At 57.9% G+C, this 14,591-nt stretch carries 14 protein-coding genes; 11 read left to right on the top strand and 3 right to left on the bottom strand.

Annotated elements, in window-relative coordinates; genetic code table 11:
- Positions 1 to 16: 16 nt before the first annotated feature.
- On the bottom strand, positions 17 to 892 hold the full coding sequence (sucD, locus tag OHL22_RS05365; protein ID WP_263334045.1) for a succinate--CoA ligase subunit alpha: 876 nt from the start codon (positions 890 to 892) through the stop codon (positions 17 to 19).
- Entirely contained in the window at positions 893 to 2,071 is a 1,179-nt protein-coding gene (sucC, locus tag OHL22_RS05360) for an ADP-forming succinate--CoA ligase subunit beta (RefSeq protein ID WP_263334043.1), read from the bottom strand.
- Between the two features lie 205 nt (positions 2,072 to 2,276).
- Here sucC and trpD point away from each other — a divergent pair, with 205 nt between their 5' ends.
- Positions 2,277 to 3,344: an anthranilate phosphoribosyltransferase gene (trpD, locus tag OHL22_RS05355; RefSeq protein ID WP_263334041.1), complete on the top strand. Its 1,068-nt coding sequence runs from the start codon at positions 2,277 to 2,279 to the stop codon at positions 3,342 to 3,344.
- A gap of 56 nt (positions 3,345 to 3,400) precedes the next feature.
- On the top strand, positions 3,401 to 4,552 hold the full coding sequence (locus OHL22_RS05350) for a toll/interleukin-1 receptor domain-containing protein (RefSeq protein ID WP_263334039.1): 1,152 nt from the start codon (positions 3,401 to 3,403) through the stop codon (positions 4,550 to 4,552).
- Between the two features lie 16 nt (positions 4,553 to 4,568).
- Here the strand turns inward: OHL22_RS05350 and OHL22_RS05345 are convergent, their stop codons facing one another.
- On the bottom strand, positions 4,569 to 5,051 hold the full coding sequence (locus tag OHL22_RS05345; protein WP_263334037.1) for a DUF4231 domain-containing protein: 483 nt from the start codon (positions 5,049 to 5,051) through the stop codon (positions 4,569 to 4,571).
- A gap of 168 nt (positions 5,052 to 5,219) precedes the next feature.
- Here OHL22_RS05345 and trpS point away from each other — a divergent pair, with 168 nt between their 5' ends.
- The 9 genes from trpS (at position 5,220) to cmk (ending at position 14,581) form a co-directional block, all read left to right on the top strand.
- On the top strand, positions 5,220 to 6,317 hold the full coding sequence (gene trpS / locus OHL22_RS05340; protein ID WP_263334035.1) for a tryptophan--tRNA ligase: 1,098 nt from the start codon (positions 5,220 to 5,222) through the stop codon (positions 6,315 to 6,317).
- The gene (locus tag OHL22_RS05335; RefSeq protein ID WP_377819036.1) at positions 6,314 to 7,210 is read left to right on the top strand and encodes a segregation and condensation protein A; all 897 of its coding nucleotides are present in this window, start codon (positions 6,314 to 6,316) and stop codon (positions 7,208 to 7,210) included. The genes trpS and OHL22_RS05335 overlap by 4 nt, the downstream gene beginning before the upstream one ends.
- 101 nt (positions 7,211 to 7,311) lie before the next feature.
- Positions 7,312 to 7,539 carry an AbrB/MazE/SpoVT family DNA-binding domain-containing protein gene (locus tag OHL22_RS05330; protein ID WP_263334032.1) on the top strand — a complete coding sequence of 76 codons (228 nt, stop codon included), beginning with the start codon at positions 7,312 to 7,314 and terminating at the stop codon, positions 7,537 to 7,539.
- Entirely contained in the window at positions 7,539 to 7,937 is a 399-nt protein-coding gene (locus OHL22_RS05325; RefSeq protein WP_263334031.1) for a type II toxin-antitoxin system death-on-curing family toxin, read from the top strand. Before OHL22_RS05330 ends, OHL22_RS05325 begins: the two co-directional genes overlap by 1 nt.
- 82 nt (positions 7,938 to 8,019) lie before the next feature.
- Positions 8,020 to 9,042 (top strand): acetylserotonin O-methyltransferase, encoded by a 1,023-nt coding sequence (locus OHL22_RS05320; protein ID WP_263334029.1) that lies wholly within the window; start codon positions 8,020 to 8,022, stop codon positions 9,040 to 9,042.
- A gap of 133 nt (positions 9,043 to 9,175) precedes the next feature.
- A complete protein-coding gene (locus OHL22_RS05315; RefSeq protein WP_263334027.1) occupies positions 9,176 to 9,412 on the top strand; it encodes a hypothetical protein in 237 nt (78 codons plus the stop codon).
- Between the two features lie 114 nt (positions 9,413 to 9,526).
- Positions 9,527 to 11,602 (top strand): DNA mismatch repair endonuclease MutL, encoded by a 2,076-nt coding sequence (gene mutL / locus OHL22_RS05310; RefSeq protein WP_263334024.1) that lies wholly within the window; start codon positions 9,527 to 9,529, stop codon positions 11,600 to 11,602.
- 197 nt (positions 11,603 to 11,799) lie between these two features.
- Entirely contained in the window at positions 11,800 to 13,830 is a 2,031-nt protein-coding gene (locus OHL22_RS05305) for a hypothetical protein (RefSeq protein WP_263334021.1), read from the top strand.
- Positions 13,831 to 13,840: 10 nt separating this feature from the next.
- Positions 13,841 to 14,581 carry a (d)CMP kinase gene (cmk, locus tag OHL22_RS05300; RefSeq protein ID WP_263334019.1) on the top strand — a complete coding sequence of 247 codons (741 nt, stop codon included), beginning with the start codon at positions 13,841 to 13,843 and terminating at the stop codon, positions 14,579 to 14,581.
- Positions 14,582 to 14,591 lie beyond the last annotated feature (10 nt).

The raw sequence follows: 14,591 nt of genomic DNA, 5'->3' as shown, positions 1-14,591 counted from the left end.
ATGTGACCAGAGTTATTCAGGCTTTGCCGATAACTTCAGCCAGCTTTGCGCCGAGGTCTGCGGGCGAAACAACTACGTGGATTCCGGCCTCGGTCATTGCCTTCATCTTCTCTTTGGCAGTGCCCTGGCCTCCGGAGATGATTGCCCCTGCGTGGCCCATGCGACGGCCTGGAGGCGCGGTTTGACCGGCGATGAAGCCGACAACTGGCTTCTTCACATTCTCCTTTACCCATGCTGCCGCGGCTTCTTCTGCGGCCCCGCCGATCTCGCCGATCATGATGATGGCTTCGGTGTCAGGGTCGTCGTTCAGCAGCTTAAGCGCATCGATGTGCGTGGTACCGATGATGGGATCGCCACCGATGCCGATGGCGGTGGACTGGCCGATACCGCGCTGCGTGAGCTGGTGCACCGCTTCGTAGGTCAGTGTGCCGGACTTGGAAACAATGCCGATGGAGCCTTCTTTGTGAATGCGAGCGGGCATGATGCCGATTTTTGCCTTGCCGGGAGAGATTACTCCTGGGCAGTTGGGACCAATGAGCCGGGATGAGGAGTTCTTGATCTTGGCCCAGACCTTTACCATGTCCAGCGTCGGGATGCCTTCGGTAATGGCGACGATCAACGGAATACCCGCATCTTCAGCTTCGAGGATGGCATCGGCTGCAAACGGCGGAGGGACGAAGATCACGGTCGCGTTGGCGCCGGTCTTTTCAATGGCTTCAGAAACAGTGTTGAAGACCGGCCAGCCTTCGTGCGTGGTTCCACCTTTGCTGGGGGTTACACCGCCGACAACGTTGGTGCCGTATTCGGCGGCGCCCTTTGCGTGGAAGGTACCTTCCTTACCGGTGATTCCCTGAACGATAAGACGCGTGTTTTTATCAACCAGAACAGCCATTTATGCCACCGCCTTTGCTGCCGCTACGACGAGATCGGCGGCTTCTTTCATGGTTGAACCAACCTGGAAGTTGAGACCAGATTCCTTGAGGATCTTGCGGCCTTCTTCAACGTTGGTTCCTTCGAGGCGAAGCACGATGGGCACCGTAACGTTGAGATTGCGCGCTGCGTTGACCACGCCCGTCGCAAGGCGATCGACGCGCAGAATACCGCCGAAGATATTGATGAAGATGGCCTTCACATTTTTGTCCGAGAGCAGGATCTCGAATGCATGCTCGATCTGCTCCTGCGTAGCGCCGCCGCCTACATCGAGGAAGTTGGCGGGGCTGCCGCCGGCGTATTGAATGATGTCCATTGTGGCCATGGCGAGGCCAGCGCCATTGACCATGCAGGCGATGGAGCCATCGAGCTTGATGTAGTTGAGCGCATACTTGCTGGCTTCCACTTCGAGCGGATCTTCTTCGGCGACATCGCGCAGAGCCCTGACGTCCGGATGACGGAAGAGTGCGTTGTCGTCGAAGGTCATCTTGGCGTCGAGAGCAAAGAGCTTGTCATCTTTCGTCGTGATGAAAGGATTGATTTCAAGGAGAGAAGCATCGCTCTCGACGAATGCCTTGTAGAGGCTTTGGAAGAAGCCAACGGCTGTATTGATCTGTGTTGGCTTCAGGCAGAGTGCGAAAGCGATCTTCCGCCCCTGGTAGCCGGCCAGACCGATGACCGGGTCGATTTCTTCTTTGTAAATCGCGGTTGGATCTTTCGCGGCGACCTCTTCGATCTCCATGCCGCCAGCCTGCGAAGCCATGAAGACCAGCTTGCCTGTGGCGCGGTCGAGCACAATTCCCAGATACAGCTCGCGGTCGATGGCGGCTGTCTCTTCAATCAGCAGCCGTTGGACCTTCTGGCCCTGCGGTCCGGTCTGGTGGGTGACAAGCTGCATGCCGAGGATGGCCTTGGCCGCATCCTCAGCGGCTGCGAGATCGCGCGCAACCTTGACGCCGCCGCCTTTGCCGCGGCCACCGGCGTGAATCTGCGCCTTGACTACGACGCCCGAGGCGCCACCGGCGAGCAGCAGTCGTGCCGCTTCAGATGCTTCAGGCAGGGTGTTTGCTACCTCGCCCTTCGGCACCGGCACGCCGTACTTAGCCAGGATCGTTTTAGCCTGGTACTCATGAATTTTCATAGTCGATTGAGATCCCTAACGCAAGAAATGTGCCCGCGCGACAGCTCTGGAACCGCGAAAAATGATGGCGTGCGGGGCTTTTCAGCAGCAAAAAAATAGTATCGGACGCGGCAAAGGGGCGGCAAACGCTCTGCGGCATAGTGTGGAACAGAAGCAGGTGGGCGTGCGGAGTGTGAGCAGGAAGCCGGGCCGTTAGGATGGAGTTATGGCAAGTTTGAGATCGTTGTTGAAGCCGCTGGCGGAGGATGGAACGCAGCTTACGCGGGAAGAGGCGCGGGGGGCGCTGGCCGCGATTTTGGATGAGCAGGTGCCGGAGGTGGAGACGGCGGCGCTGCTGACGGCGCTTGCGACGCGCGGCGAGATGGCTCCGGAAGTGGCTGGATTCGTGGAGGAGATGCGTGCCCGGGCGACTCCGATTCCGCTGACGGATGCGGAACGCGAAGAGCTGGTCGACACCTGCGGAACGGGCGGCGGCGGTCCGCCGACATTCAACGTCTCAAGCGGAGCGGCCTTGGTGGCAGCGGCGGCCGGTGCGAAGGTGGCAAAGCACGGCAATCGGGCGGTGACTTCGCGTTGCGGATCGGCGGATGTGCTGGAAGCGCTGGGAGTGCCGATTTCTCTGCCTCCCGACCTGGCCGCGGAGTGCCTCCGCGAGACGAATTTTGTATTCCTGTATGCGCCGATGCTGCATCCGGCAATGAAGGTGGTTGCTCCTCTGCGGAAGGCGCTCGGGTTCCGGACGATCTTCAACCTTTGTGGCCCGTTGACGAATCCAGCAGGTGCGCGTGCGCAGGTAATTGGTGTGTTGGCGCCAAGCCGGGCATTGCTGGTGGCACGCACACTGGTGGAGCTGGGCACGACGCGACGAGCGTTTGTGGTGCACGGTCTGGATGGCATGGATGAGCTCACGCTGACCGGCGAATCGCTCGTGGTGCGGGTAGAGCCAGACCAAGATCCTCCGTTCAAAGCAGCGCGATATCTGCCGGAGATGGCAGGGTTGCCGGTTGCCGCGATGGAGGAATTGCTTGGGCCTGATCGTACCGACGCACTGCCCCATGCGGAGTTGCTTTATGACGTGATCACCGGTATCAAAGGGCCGAAGCGGGATATTGTTCTTTACAACGCTGCCGCTGCACTGGTGACTGTTGGGATTGCCAGCGGTATGAAGGAAGGCGTCGAACGCGGAGCTGAGGCGATTGATTCGGGCGAAGCTGCGGCTACATTGGCTAAGTTGCGAATGTTCGGGGAAAGATACGGAAATAAGACTTCGTAACTCTTTGCCGTTGAAGTCCTGCGTCTTGCCACCTATTCTGGCTCGGGGGATGCGGCATGACTGCGGAGAGCGGTACTGCGACGGGGACCGGACGCGCGATATTTATCAGCTATCGGCGCGATGATACTGAGGGCGAAGCTGGGCGGCTGTTCGACGATCTAGTGCGGGCTTATGGCGACACGAACGTTTTTATGGACGTGTCGGGGATCGAGCCGGGAGTGGATTTCCGCCAGGCGATCGATAAGAATGTTTCGGGCTGCGGCGTGCTGCTGGCGGTGATTGGACCCACGTGGGCTACGATTACCGGTCACGATGGAACGCGGCGGCTCGACAATCCTGAAGACTATGTGCGGCTCGAAATCTCTACTGCATTGAAGCGCGGTATTCCGGTAATTCCGGTGCTGGTGCATGACGCCAAGATGCCTGCGCTTGAACAGCTTCCGGAAGATCTCAGAGATCTGCGCTATCGCAATAGTGTGGAGTTGACGCACACGCGGTGGAACTCTGATGTGACGCTGTTGATTGACGCACTCAAGAGCTATGTTCATGTAGATCTGGCAGCGCAGACAGAGCCGGTACATGCGACGGTTCCGGTGCAGTTGCCTGCACCTCAAAGCGAGAACGCTCAACCTGCACGAGGCTCAAAGCTGCCATTGATGCTGGGGCTTGGAGGGATCTCTGTTGTGCTGGTGGTCCTGCTGGCTCTGCTCTGGACTCGTAGCCGGCAGCCTTCGCCGGGTTTGCAAGGCGAGCCGACGGCAACTCAACCCCAGCAGAAGACGCCACCGGATACCGCTGGAGGTAATTCGCAGGATGGCGGCACGGTTGCACCACCTGGAATCCCGGCAGTCGCTGAGTCCATGCTCGGCAAATGGCAGAACTCGAAAAACCCGGCGGGTGGCGATGACATTGCACAGATCACGGTAGCGAATTTCGGGGGAAGGATTCTGGTGGAGGTTTGGGGGCAATGCGCAGGACACCTGTGCGCGTGGGGGAGCAGGCAGGGAACGGTACAGGGGGCCGCTGTTGTGACCGGAAGCTGGCAGCTTCGCAATACAGAAGCTGAGCAGAGAAACCAACGGAGCGTGGCGCTATCACTGCTGACCGAAGGCAATTCGCTGCAGGTAACGATCAAAAATCACTACCAGATGCAAAATGGGCAGACGCGCGAGATCTACAACCAGTTCGAATTTACGAAAGTGCAGTAGCCATCGTCTTCGATAGCTAAATATTCGAGGTGCCTTTCGTAGAAGTTGGTTGAGAGGACCTTTGCATCACAGACTGCCACTGCGAATTCTCTTGTGAGATAAGCGCTTCTGTACGTTCCGCGAGCATGACCCGCAGGTCGGCAACACCGGCGTATGGACCAGCTTTGGCGAGGAAGAGAAATTTCTCGTGCTTGAGCGATTCGGCGGTGTTGCGGTAGTCGGTCCAGTTTTCCTGATACTGGTTCAGGTGCAACAGGCCTTCAAGAATGGTGATGAGAACGCCGAGTCCGCCGACGATATAGGCAATCCCAGGCCATGGCTGGCCGGTGAGGAAGGGAATCATCGCGGCTGCAACGATTTCAATAACCTTGATGCGCTTGAAGGTGGTGCGCGCCGCTCGCGCCTTGGCACTGTACCAGGAGAGCTGGTCTTCGAGTCTTGCAAAGATGGGGTCGTCTTTGGGCAAGTCAAATTTAGGCGGATCAGGTGGCGTAGTCATCGCGGCTGGGAGCCATTGTAGCCTGAGCGCAAGAGATACCATGTCGGGGAATGCCGTGGCGGATGTTCGATGCGGTTAAGGTGAGTGGCGGCTGAAATGTAAAATGGGAGGGAGATTTTCCTTCCTGAGAGAACGGTCTCGATCTGAATTCCGGAAGCAGCCAAGTTCATGTCAAGCGATTCCCCCGAGCAGAAGAATGTTTCGCGTCCTCGCGTGCTGAGCGGCATGCGCCCCACCGGCAAGCTGCACCTTGGCAACTACATGGGCGCGCTCGCCAATTGGGTGAAGCTACAGGATGACTATGAGTGCTATTTCTTCATTGCGGACTGGCATGCTTTGACGACCGACTATGCCGATACCTCGAATGTGCTCAGCAACATCAAGGAAGTGGCACTCGATTACCTGGCGGCTGGTTTGGACCCCAAGAAGTCGGTGCTTTTTGTGCAAAGTCTTGTTCCGCAACATGCCGAACTTCATTTGCTGTTGAGCATGATCACTTCTGTAGGCTGGTTAGAGCGTATCCCCAGCTACAAAGAGCAGCAGGAAAATCTTGCCGACAAGGATTTGAGCACGTACGGATTTCTCGGCTATCCACTGCTGCAATCGGCAGACATTCTTTTGTACCAGCCGAAGTTTGTTCCGGTTGGTCAGGATCAAGCATCACATGTCGAATTAACGCGTGAAGTGGCACGCAGGTTTAACCATTTTTATCCCAGGAGAAGCCACAGTTTCGCTAGCGAATTAGCAGAAGCAGGCTCCGAAGAATCCCTTCATGTTTTGCCCGAGCCCCAGGTGCTTCTTACTCCCGCGCCCAAGTTGCCAGGGACGGACGGACGCAAGATGTCGAAGAGCTACGGCAACACGATTCAGCTCACAGACCCCGAGCCGGTGATTCGACAGAAGCTGAAGACGATGGTTACAGATCCGGCGCGAGTTCGCCGTACCGATCCCGGCGATCCGGACAAATGCCCGGTAGGCGATCTGCACAAGGTGTTTTCTACTCCGGAGAAGCTGGCCGAGGTGTATGACGGATGCCGATCTGCGGGGATTGGCTGCATTCAATGCAAGGGATGGGCTGCAGATGCGTTGGTGCAGATACTAACCCCTATCCAGGAGCGCCGGGCGCGCTATACAGACGAGGATGTAGAAGCGATCTTCGAAGAGGGCTCGGCTCGTGCACAAGTTCGTGCTGAGCAAACGATGGTTGAGGTCCGGTCGGCGATGCGTTTGCCGTCGGCATCTTTACGCAGTGGGGGGTCCCGTTGAGTTCAGAGGAACCACTGTCATTTCCTGCACCTGCGAACGATGCTACTGCGGTTTCGGCAGAAGACGTTGCCGCGGCCAAGATTGCTGCGAAAGCCAAGGCTGCCGAAGATGACCCCAATGCCTTCCCCTTTTCCGTTACCGTGGGCCAGGTGTATGACGGTCCGATGGACCTGCTGCTGGACCTGATTCGCAAGCAGGACATTGATGTATATGACATTCCCATCGCCAAGATCACGGCGCAGTTCCTCAGCTATGTGGAGCGGCTCAAAGAGACCGATGTCGATACCGCCGGCGAATTTATCTACATGGCTTCCTTGCTAATTCACATCAAGAGCAAGATGCTGTTGCCGCGCACGGCTACTGGCCCGGAAGAGGCATCCGAAGACCCACGCCGCGAGCTTGTGGAGCGACTGCTGGAGCATGAGCGCTTCAAGAACGCAGCTCAGATGCTGCAGCAGAAGCAGGTGCTTGAGGCCGCATCGTGGACGAATCCGGGTATTCGGGAATTCCGTGATGACGTTGCGGCAGAGCCGGAGATCGCGGCCGATACGGTAGATCTAGTGCGCGTATTCCGCGACATTTTGGAGCGTGCACGCCGCCGTCCTGTTCTCAACGTGCAGGAAGACTCCGTCACGGTAGGCCAGATGATTCAGTTTCTCGGGCGGCGGCTGACGATGGAAGACCGGCCAGTTTCGTTGCGGCGGTTGCTTGGCAATGCGCGCTCGCATCGCGCCATTGTCGCGATGTTTCTGGCGCTGCTGGAACTCGTGCGGTTGCAGGCCATCCTGCTCAATCAGGACCGCTTGTTCAGTGAAATCTTCATCAAGAAGAACACCGAGTTTGAGAACGTGATCAACGAGATTTCGGCACGCGCCAACGATGACTGGCGCTGACGCAACGCGCAACCACTCTTTTCGAGCGGTCTCCGATACACAAGCTGATGGTTACTCGGCCGCATATTAGAACATCAGTTATAATTAATTTAGAGGTGGGTATGGCTACTGCGGTGAAGATTACGACGGTCGGGAACTCGGCGGGAATCGTGCTTCCTAAAGAAGTGCTGTCGCACCTGAATGTCGAGAAGGGTGACACGCTCTACGTTTCCAGGACCCCTTATGGAATTCAGTTGACTCCATATGACGAAGAGTTTGCTCAGCAGATGGAAGTAGCGCGCAAGGTAATGCGGGACAATCGTGAAGCTTTGCGGAAACTTGCTGAATGATGACGCAGCCGGTCTGGGTGCTAATGCAAACAATTATTTCTGCACACGAAGAGACTCTGGCGGAGCATGGCGGTTTAACTGGCATTCGTGACAAAGGATTGCTGGAGTCAGCACTAGCACGTCCACAGAACCTAGTCGCTTACTCTGAAATCGCACCTTCCCTACAGAGGTTGGCCGCTGCATATGCCTACGGGATTGCTTCATGCCACCCGTTTGCTGATGGCAACAAGAGGGCTGCGCTGATTGCATCTCTTACTTTTCTTCGTTTGAAAGGACTCGAAGTCACTGCGAATCAGGCGGAACGCTACCGTGTCTTTTACGATCTCGCCGCCGGCGATATGAGTGAAGAGGAGTTGACGAGGTGGTTCATGGGAAACACCACTGAACATCTCCGGTAACATTCCTTCTTCCTAACGCGTCACTGTTGTTGCCGACGATACAATTGCCACGGTCTCCAATTTCGCATTCCGAGAGTCATCTATGTCAAGCAACGGCACCGCTCCGATTACGCCTGAGCGCATTCAGCAGTTTGCCTGGGGTTATGTTCCTCCATTGGTTATCGAGGCAGCCATTCGCAACCGGGTGTTCGACACACTCGATAAAGGTCCAGCCACTGTCGCAGAAGTGAGCGCGGCAACGGGCTCTTCCGAGCGAGGGCTGACCGCAATCATGAATGTCCTTGTCGGCCTTAATCTCCTTGCGAAAGATGCCGAGAGTCGCTATTCGCTGACGCCGGAGAGCGAGACATTCCTCGTCAGCACCAAGCCGAGCTTCATGGGTGGGCTGATCCGGCACACCAGTGAACACTTGATACCGCGCTGGCTGCACATCAACAAAATTGTCGAGACTGGGTTGCCTGTCTCCGCGGTTAATCAGGAAGAGTCAGGCAGCGCATTCTTCCATGAGTTCGTGACCGACATTTTCCCCATGAGCTATCCGGCAGCGAAAGCTCTTAGTGATCACGTAACGGCAAAAACTCCGGCTGGCAGCCAATTCCGTGTGCTGGATCTTGCCGCAGGCTCAGGTGTATGGGGAATCGCCCAGGCGCAAAGCTCTGAACAGGCACATGTGACCGCTGTCGATTGGCCGGGCGTGCTGCCGATTACGCGCAAAACCGTGGACCGCTTCGGACTCAGTCAGCGCTTCTCATTTGTCGAGGGTGATCTTCTGGAAGCCGATTTTGGAACGGGGTATCAGTTGGCGATACTCGGCCACATTCTGCACAGCGAGGGTGAGGCTCGTAGCAAGGCTCTGCTGGCGAAAACCTTCGGATCTTTGGCCTCTGGTGGGACCGTCGCGATCGCTGAATTTTTGGTGAATGCAGATCGAACCGGGCCGGTGGCCGGGCTCTTCTTCGCCGTGAATATGCTGGTAAACACAGATGTCGGCAATACGTTCAGCTTCGAGGAAATTTCCGCGTGGCTGGCCGAGGCAGGGTTCGTTGATGCTCGGTTGCTGGAATCACCGGGCCCTTCGCCGTTGATTCTTGCAACCAAGCCTTAATGGTATGCCCGGTGCTTTTGTCGCCGGTATCGAGTTAACCAGTGCCGGGCTTTTTTCATCGCCGTGAGATGCGTACATCATCCATTCATGACCAGCTCCTACACTTGGGTTTCCCCGGAAAGGAAGAGGAACGATGCCGGTAGAAATCAGTGATCTGGATGAGAAGCAGGCCGCGTATAAAGCAGCGGTAGATGCATGGGTAGCAGCGATTCGGCATGAGGAAGCGCTGGCTTCCCAGGCCGACCACTCCGTTACGGAAATTGACGCGTGGGAAGCGGCTGATGATGCTGAGGAAGAGGCACGCGGGCGGGCCAAGGACGCCAAAGAAGCTTACGAAGACGCGCTGCGGGAGAAATTCTTCCACTTCTAGCGGCTCCTGAATCAAGAGAACCCGATGCGTCGCGACAAGACCCCTTTTCCGCACAGCGGCAGATGAGTTTTCCTACGGCGGAAGGTCGCATGCGCTGCGATATTCTCAAGAGCTATGGGCCGCATACGAGTGCTTCCGGATCAGGTGGCGAACCAGATCGCCGCGGGCGAGGTTGTGGACCGGCCAGCCTCGGTGGTCAAGGAGCTGCTTGAGAATGCGCTCGATGCTGGCGCCAGGCGAATCCGCATTGAGGTCGAGGCGGGAGGACGGAAACTCATTCGCATTGCCGACGACGGCCATGGCATGAACCGCGATGATGCACTGCTGGCCTTTGAGCGCCACGCAACCTCGAAGTTGCGTACAGCCGACGATCTGCTTTCGATTGCAACTCTGGGGTTTCGCGGTGAGGCGCTACCGTCGATTGCGTCGGTGGCTCGGGTTCTGCTGGAGACGCGCGAGCCAGGGAGCGCAGCTGGGACGCGAGTCGAGATTGCGGGAGGGAAGATCCTTACGGTTGAGGATGCCGCCGTGCCGGAAGGAACCTCGATCACAATTCAGGATCTTTTTTTCAATACTCCGGCGAGGCGTAAATTCCTCCGCGCGGAGTCAACTGAGCTGTCTCATGTGACGGCGTTGGTGACTCACTATGCGCTGGTGCATCCGGAGAAGCATTTTGAGCTGATCTCAGCCAGCCACACTCTGCTCCAGGCGCCGCCGGTCAACCGGGCCTCGGAGCGGATTTACCAGATTTTCGGAGCAGATACGCTGGAGCAACTGCTGCCGGTTGCGGCGGAGCTTCCGCTGGAGCGCGCCGGACTACCGGAGCCGCCGCCGTGGAAGATCGATCCGGATGAGCCGAAACGAGAGCCTGGATCGCTGCGGCTGAGCGGCTTTTATTCCAAACCAGAATTACAAAAACTCAATCGAAACTCTATCTATATCTTTGTCAATAAGCGACTTATTCGCGACCGATTACTCCTGCACGCTATCAGCGAAGCCTACCGGAACATCATTCCGCCGACTTCGTTTCCGGTTGTGCTGCTTTTTCTCGATATGCCTCCGGAAGAGGTGGACGTCAATGTACATCCGGCCAAGACCGAGGTGCGCTTCCGGCAGCAGAACGTAGTGCACGACTTTGTGCGGGACAGTCTCAGAAACGCGCTGATGGCTGCCCGTCCTGCGGCGAGTTTTGTTGCTGCGCTCGATAATGGCCCTCTGGCTTCGCCGTCGCTTATTCCATCGCCCGCTTCGCGCCTTCCGCAGGCGGACGAAGTGCCGGAGCAAGCCGCGCAAATCCAACCACTTATGCCGGATGGACCGATGCCCGGTGTACACGAGCCTGTCTTTCAACTGATGCCCCTCATGCCGCCTCCCGCACCGGGAAAGTTGCCATTCGGCGTGGAAACCGACGACGGATTCGGGCCGGAGTCTACCGTTGAGAACTGGAGCCAAGCCGCGGTGTCGATGCTTAACCCACTGACAAATCAAGCGTTAGCGGCATCCTTGCCTATTCGAATGCCGGAAGAGGAATTGAATCAGGCAGTTGCCCAGGGAACCGCGGGAACAGAGCTGCTCCGGGACCAGACCAATCTCAATCAGCTGGCTGGACTGAAGCCGCTTGGACAATTGCGAGATTCCTTTATTGTTGCCGTCGACGACGATGGTTTGTGGATCATCGACCAGCACGTCGCCCATGAGCGAATTCTTTTCGAGAAAATTTTGGCCAGCCGAGATGTGGAGGCGATCCAGCGGCAGAGGATGTTGATGCCGCTGCTGGTCGATCTACAACCCTGGCAGATGACCGTCTTTGCCGAGATCGCCGATGAGCTGGATAAAAACGGCTTCGAGGCGGAGCCATTCGGTCCTCGGACGCTTGCGGTTAAGGCTGCTCCGGTCGGTTTGGAGGGCGGGGAACTCGAACGCATGTTGATGGAAGTGATTGAATCTGTAGGCGGTTCCGGACCGGTTGGCGGCCGAAGCCAGGACCTTGGAACGCTGCGAGGAAAGATCGCCGCCTCCATTGCCTGCCACTCGGCTATCAAGGTAAATACGCCTTTGGAATCCCAAAAAATGGATTGGCTGCTGAAAGAATTATCAAAAACTAGATTTCCCACCAGTTGTCCGCATGGCAGACCTATCGCTTTGAGGTATTCTTGGAAAGAGATCCAGCGGGCCTTTCAGAGGATCTAGAATCCACATTCGAGATACACTGAAAAGTGGCAGATGGGTGCCTGAGGGTCCCGGACGCCCGGCTTAATACGCCAGATTCGTCTGCGTTGTCTTACCTGCCCTGCCGGCATTCTTCGTCCCTGCGAAGAATCGCTTTGACCGGTATGGGTTTGATGGACTTGTGCGCAGGCGGTTCAGCCTGGAAAAGAGGTCTATCTTTGACAGCAGAGCAGTTGGAAGCAGCGCGCGCCGAACGGATGCGCCAAAACGGACACGGGGCAATTGCGTTTGAGGATGTCCGTACCTGGGTTGAGGAGACGGGATTGTGCGTCTATTTGCCTCGGCCCACGCAGGCAGGCCAGATTTTTCCGCCCGCCACCCCTTCTTTTGTAGAGGCCGTTGCCGGCCATAGAACGCCCGAACCTACCCTTGAGCTGATACAGACAGCGGAGTCTTTGCTGGTACGGCTTGAGGCAGACGGTATCGCTGTGCGGCTTAATCTGGCTGGTCAGCCGGGTGAGCAGCCAGACTACATCGTTGCCGCCTGGGTGCTGCCTTATATCTATGCTCTGCGTGGTGATCGCGACTGGCGTCGCGCGCCGCAATTGACTGGTTCACGGCAGGTTTCTCCCCTCGCCGTTCAGGTGGCAAAGCACCTGGAGCCTGCAAATCTGACAGCGGCTCAGCTTCGCGACCAGCTCGGTAAAGAAGTAACCGAAGCTGCCGTTCTTCGCGCACTGCATGAGCTCTGGAAGCAGCTTCGTGTCATTCCAATTGTTCACGCTGTGGGTGCGCCGGCGCTTTGGCAGCCGCTGCGTCAGCGCTTTCAGAAGGCCATTGCCGAGGGAGCATCCACTTCTCAGGTGACGGCAATCTCCGTGCTCGCTTCCATCTATCTACAGGCAGTGATTGCCGGATCTATGGAAGACGTGGAGCTATTCCTGTCGCCACTCACCAGCCGCAGCAAGATCCGCGAAGTGGTACGCGGTTTAGCCGCTACCCGCCAGGTTCACACAACAGCGATGGGCCACGCCTCGCTCTATTACGTCGCAGGCACGCTTCCCGATTTCCCAGCAGTTACGAGTTATGTTTCCACGACAGCTGCTTCTGGCTATCGCTCGAGCTATCTCCCTGCTTACATTGATGATTCACCGGAAGAGGATTTTGGCGGTTCCGGTCTCAGCGTGGCTGCGCATGCTGCCGCGCCGGCACACGCGACTGGCTCCAGCAATGGTCACCACAAAACCTGGGAGCCCGAACCGGAAGAGGTTCCAGTTGAGGTAGCTGCATCTGCTGTTGAAGTGCAGTCGATTGAGATTGACGCCGAGACCTTCGCCGTTCCGACTCCAGCGCCGATTCATCGCGTAGCAGTAGCTCATGCAGAGCCGAGGGTTGCCAAGCCGCAACCGGCGGGCAAGGCTTCCGCGCCTCGTCCTCGCCCGGGCCCTCGTCCGGCACGCAGTGCTGCAACCTCGCATCCTCGGGAACGCAGCCGGGGTGAGCGCACCGAGAATCGCGGCGCAGCACGCACCGGTGGCAGTGAGTGGCGTCGTCCTCCCGCGCCTCGCGGCGCAGCTTCGACGAACGGTTCGCGTTCTGCTTCCACTTCGCGTCCAGGCCACAGTGCAAATGAGAATAACGGCCGCCACGCAGGAAAGCAGACGCACAACGGCCACAGCAACAACGGTCATGGCAACGGATTCAACTCCAGCAGCAATGGTTCCCATCGCTCTGCCCCCGGACCCAAGTCGAGCGGCCAGAGCTGGGGTAATCGCCAGGCAGCCAGCGGAAGCCGTCAGCCTGCCAACGGTAACGGGCGCGCCAATGGACACGCTGCCAATGGCAACACTACCAACGGACACGCTGCGAACCGCAACGGCAGCTCTGCAAACTCCGGCGCGAAGCATCGCCCTGCAAACGCGCGCACCGCTGGCAAGCCCACGGCGCACTCGGCGAACGCCCACCGCACCGAGGCTCGCAGTGGTAGCGTAGCTGGTCGTTCCGGCTCACGGCCGGTTGCAGGCAAGACTGCCAAGTCCGGTGCAAGACCCGCTGTAAGATCCGGTTCTGCTAGCCGCAAGCCGACAGCAAGCGCCTCCAAGCGGTACAGCTTTGCGGGTCAGGCCAAGCAGGCTCCCAAGCCAGCCGCGAAGGCAGGTGCAGGTCGCTCCGTAAAGGGAAAGCCAACGCAGACAGCTTCGCGTGGCAAGTCGGCTCGCCCGGCTGCAACAGCCAAGCGGCGCGGATGACAGCGGCGCAATGAGTCTGACGGACACTTCAGCCAATTCACAGAAACAACCCAAAGCTAACCGGCCCATCATTGCAATTGATGGGCCGGCTGGCGCTGGAAAGAGCACGGTCGCACGCCACCTGGCGCGCTACTTTGGCCTGCTCAATCTTGAAACCGGAGCCATGTACCGCGCCTTCGCCCTGAAAGCGATGCGTGCCGGCATTGCGCTCGATGATGTTTCTGCTCTGCTCGCTCTCTCGGCGCAGATCTCCATCCGTCTCGTTCCCGCCGAGGGTGGGAATCTGGTTTTTCTCGATGACGTGGATGTCACAGGACAACTGCGCGATCAGTGCGTGACAGACGGAGCTTCGCGGGTGAGCGTGCATCCTCCCATACGCACCTGGATGGTTAGCCTGCAGCAGCAGCTCGGCGCGGAGGGCGGCGTAGTGATGGAAGGCCGCGACATTGGAACCGTCGTCTTTCCCCACGCCAACGTGAAGATATTTCTCGACGCTGCCCCGGAAGTGCGTGGCATGCGGCGCTATGAGCAAATGGGCTCTGCGCAGTCTGTCGAGGTTCAGCCCGAAGCTGTCGTTCGTGAGCTGCGCGCACGGGATGAGCGCGATCGCAATCGCGCAGATTCCCCGCTAAAGGCTGCGGAAGACGCCGTCATTCTTGATTCGACAAACCTGACGCTGGAGCAGGTAGTAACGCGCGCCGAAGAGATTGTGCAGGAAAAACTGGCGATCGCTCCGGCCGGGCAAGCATAGAAACAGCTCG

Origin of the sequence: Acidicapsa dinghuensis (assembly GCF_025685685.1) — a bacterium.
In the GTDB taxonomy this organism is placed as follows: Bacteria; Acidobacteriota; Terriglobia; order Terriglobales; family Acidobacteriaceae; genus Acidicapsa; species Acidicapsa dinghuensis.
Note: the sequence above shows the minus strand (reverse complement) of the source record. Positions and strands in the feature narration are given on the sequence as shown.

Coding starts and splice junctions, on each gene's coding strand:
- OHL22_RS05350 (WP_263334039.1), top strand. CDS start 3,401: ATGACTGCGGAGAGCGGTACTGCGACGGGGACCGGACGCGCGATATTT.
- cmk (WP_263334019.1), top strand. CDS start 13,841: ATGAGTCTGACGGACACTTCAGCCAATTCACAGAAACAACCCAAAGCT.
- sucD (WP_263334045.1), bottom strand. CDS start 892: ATGGCTGTTCTGGTTGATAAAAACACGCGTCTTATCGTTCAGGGAATC.
- trpS (WP_263334035.1), top strand. CDS start 5,220: ATGTCAAGCGATTCCCCCGAGCAGAAGAATGTTTCGCGTCCTCGCGTG.
- sucC (WP_263334043.1), bottom strand. CDS start 2,071: ATGAAAATTCATGAGTACCAGGCTAAAACGATCCTGGCTAAGTACGGC.
- mutL (WP_263334024.1), top strand. CDS start 9,527: ATGGGCCGCATACGAGTGCTTCCGGATCAGGTGGCGAACCAGATCGCC.
- OHL22_RS05325 (WP_263334031.1), top strand. CDS start 7,539: ATGACGCAGCCGGTCTGGGTGCTAATGCAAACAATTATTTCTGCACAC.
- trpD (WP_263334041.1), top strand. CDS start 2,277: ATGGCAAGTTTGAGATCGTTGTTGAAGCCGCTGGCGGAGGATGGAACG.
- OHL22_RS05330 (WP_263334032.1), top strand. CDS start 7,312: ATGGCTACTGCGGTGAAGATTACGACGGTCGGGAACTCGGCGGGAATC.
- OHL22_RS05315 (WP_263334027.1), top strand. CDS start 9,176: ATGCCGGTAGAAATCAGTGATCTGGATGAGAAGCAGGCCGCGTATAAA.
- OHL22_RS05345 (WP_263334037.1), bottom strand. CDS start 5,051: ATGACTACGCCACCTGATCCGCCTAAATTTGACTTGCCCAAAGACGAC.
- OHL22_RS05320 (WP_263334029.1), top strand. CDS start 8,020: ATGTCAAGCAACGGCACCGCTCCGATTACGCCTGAGCGCATTCAGCAG.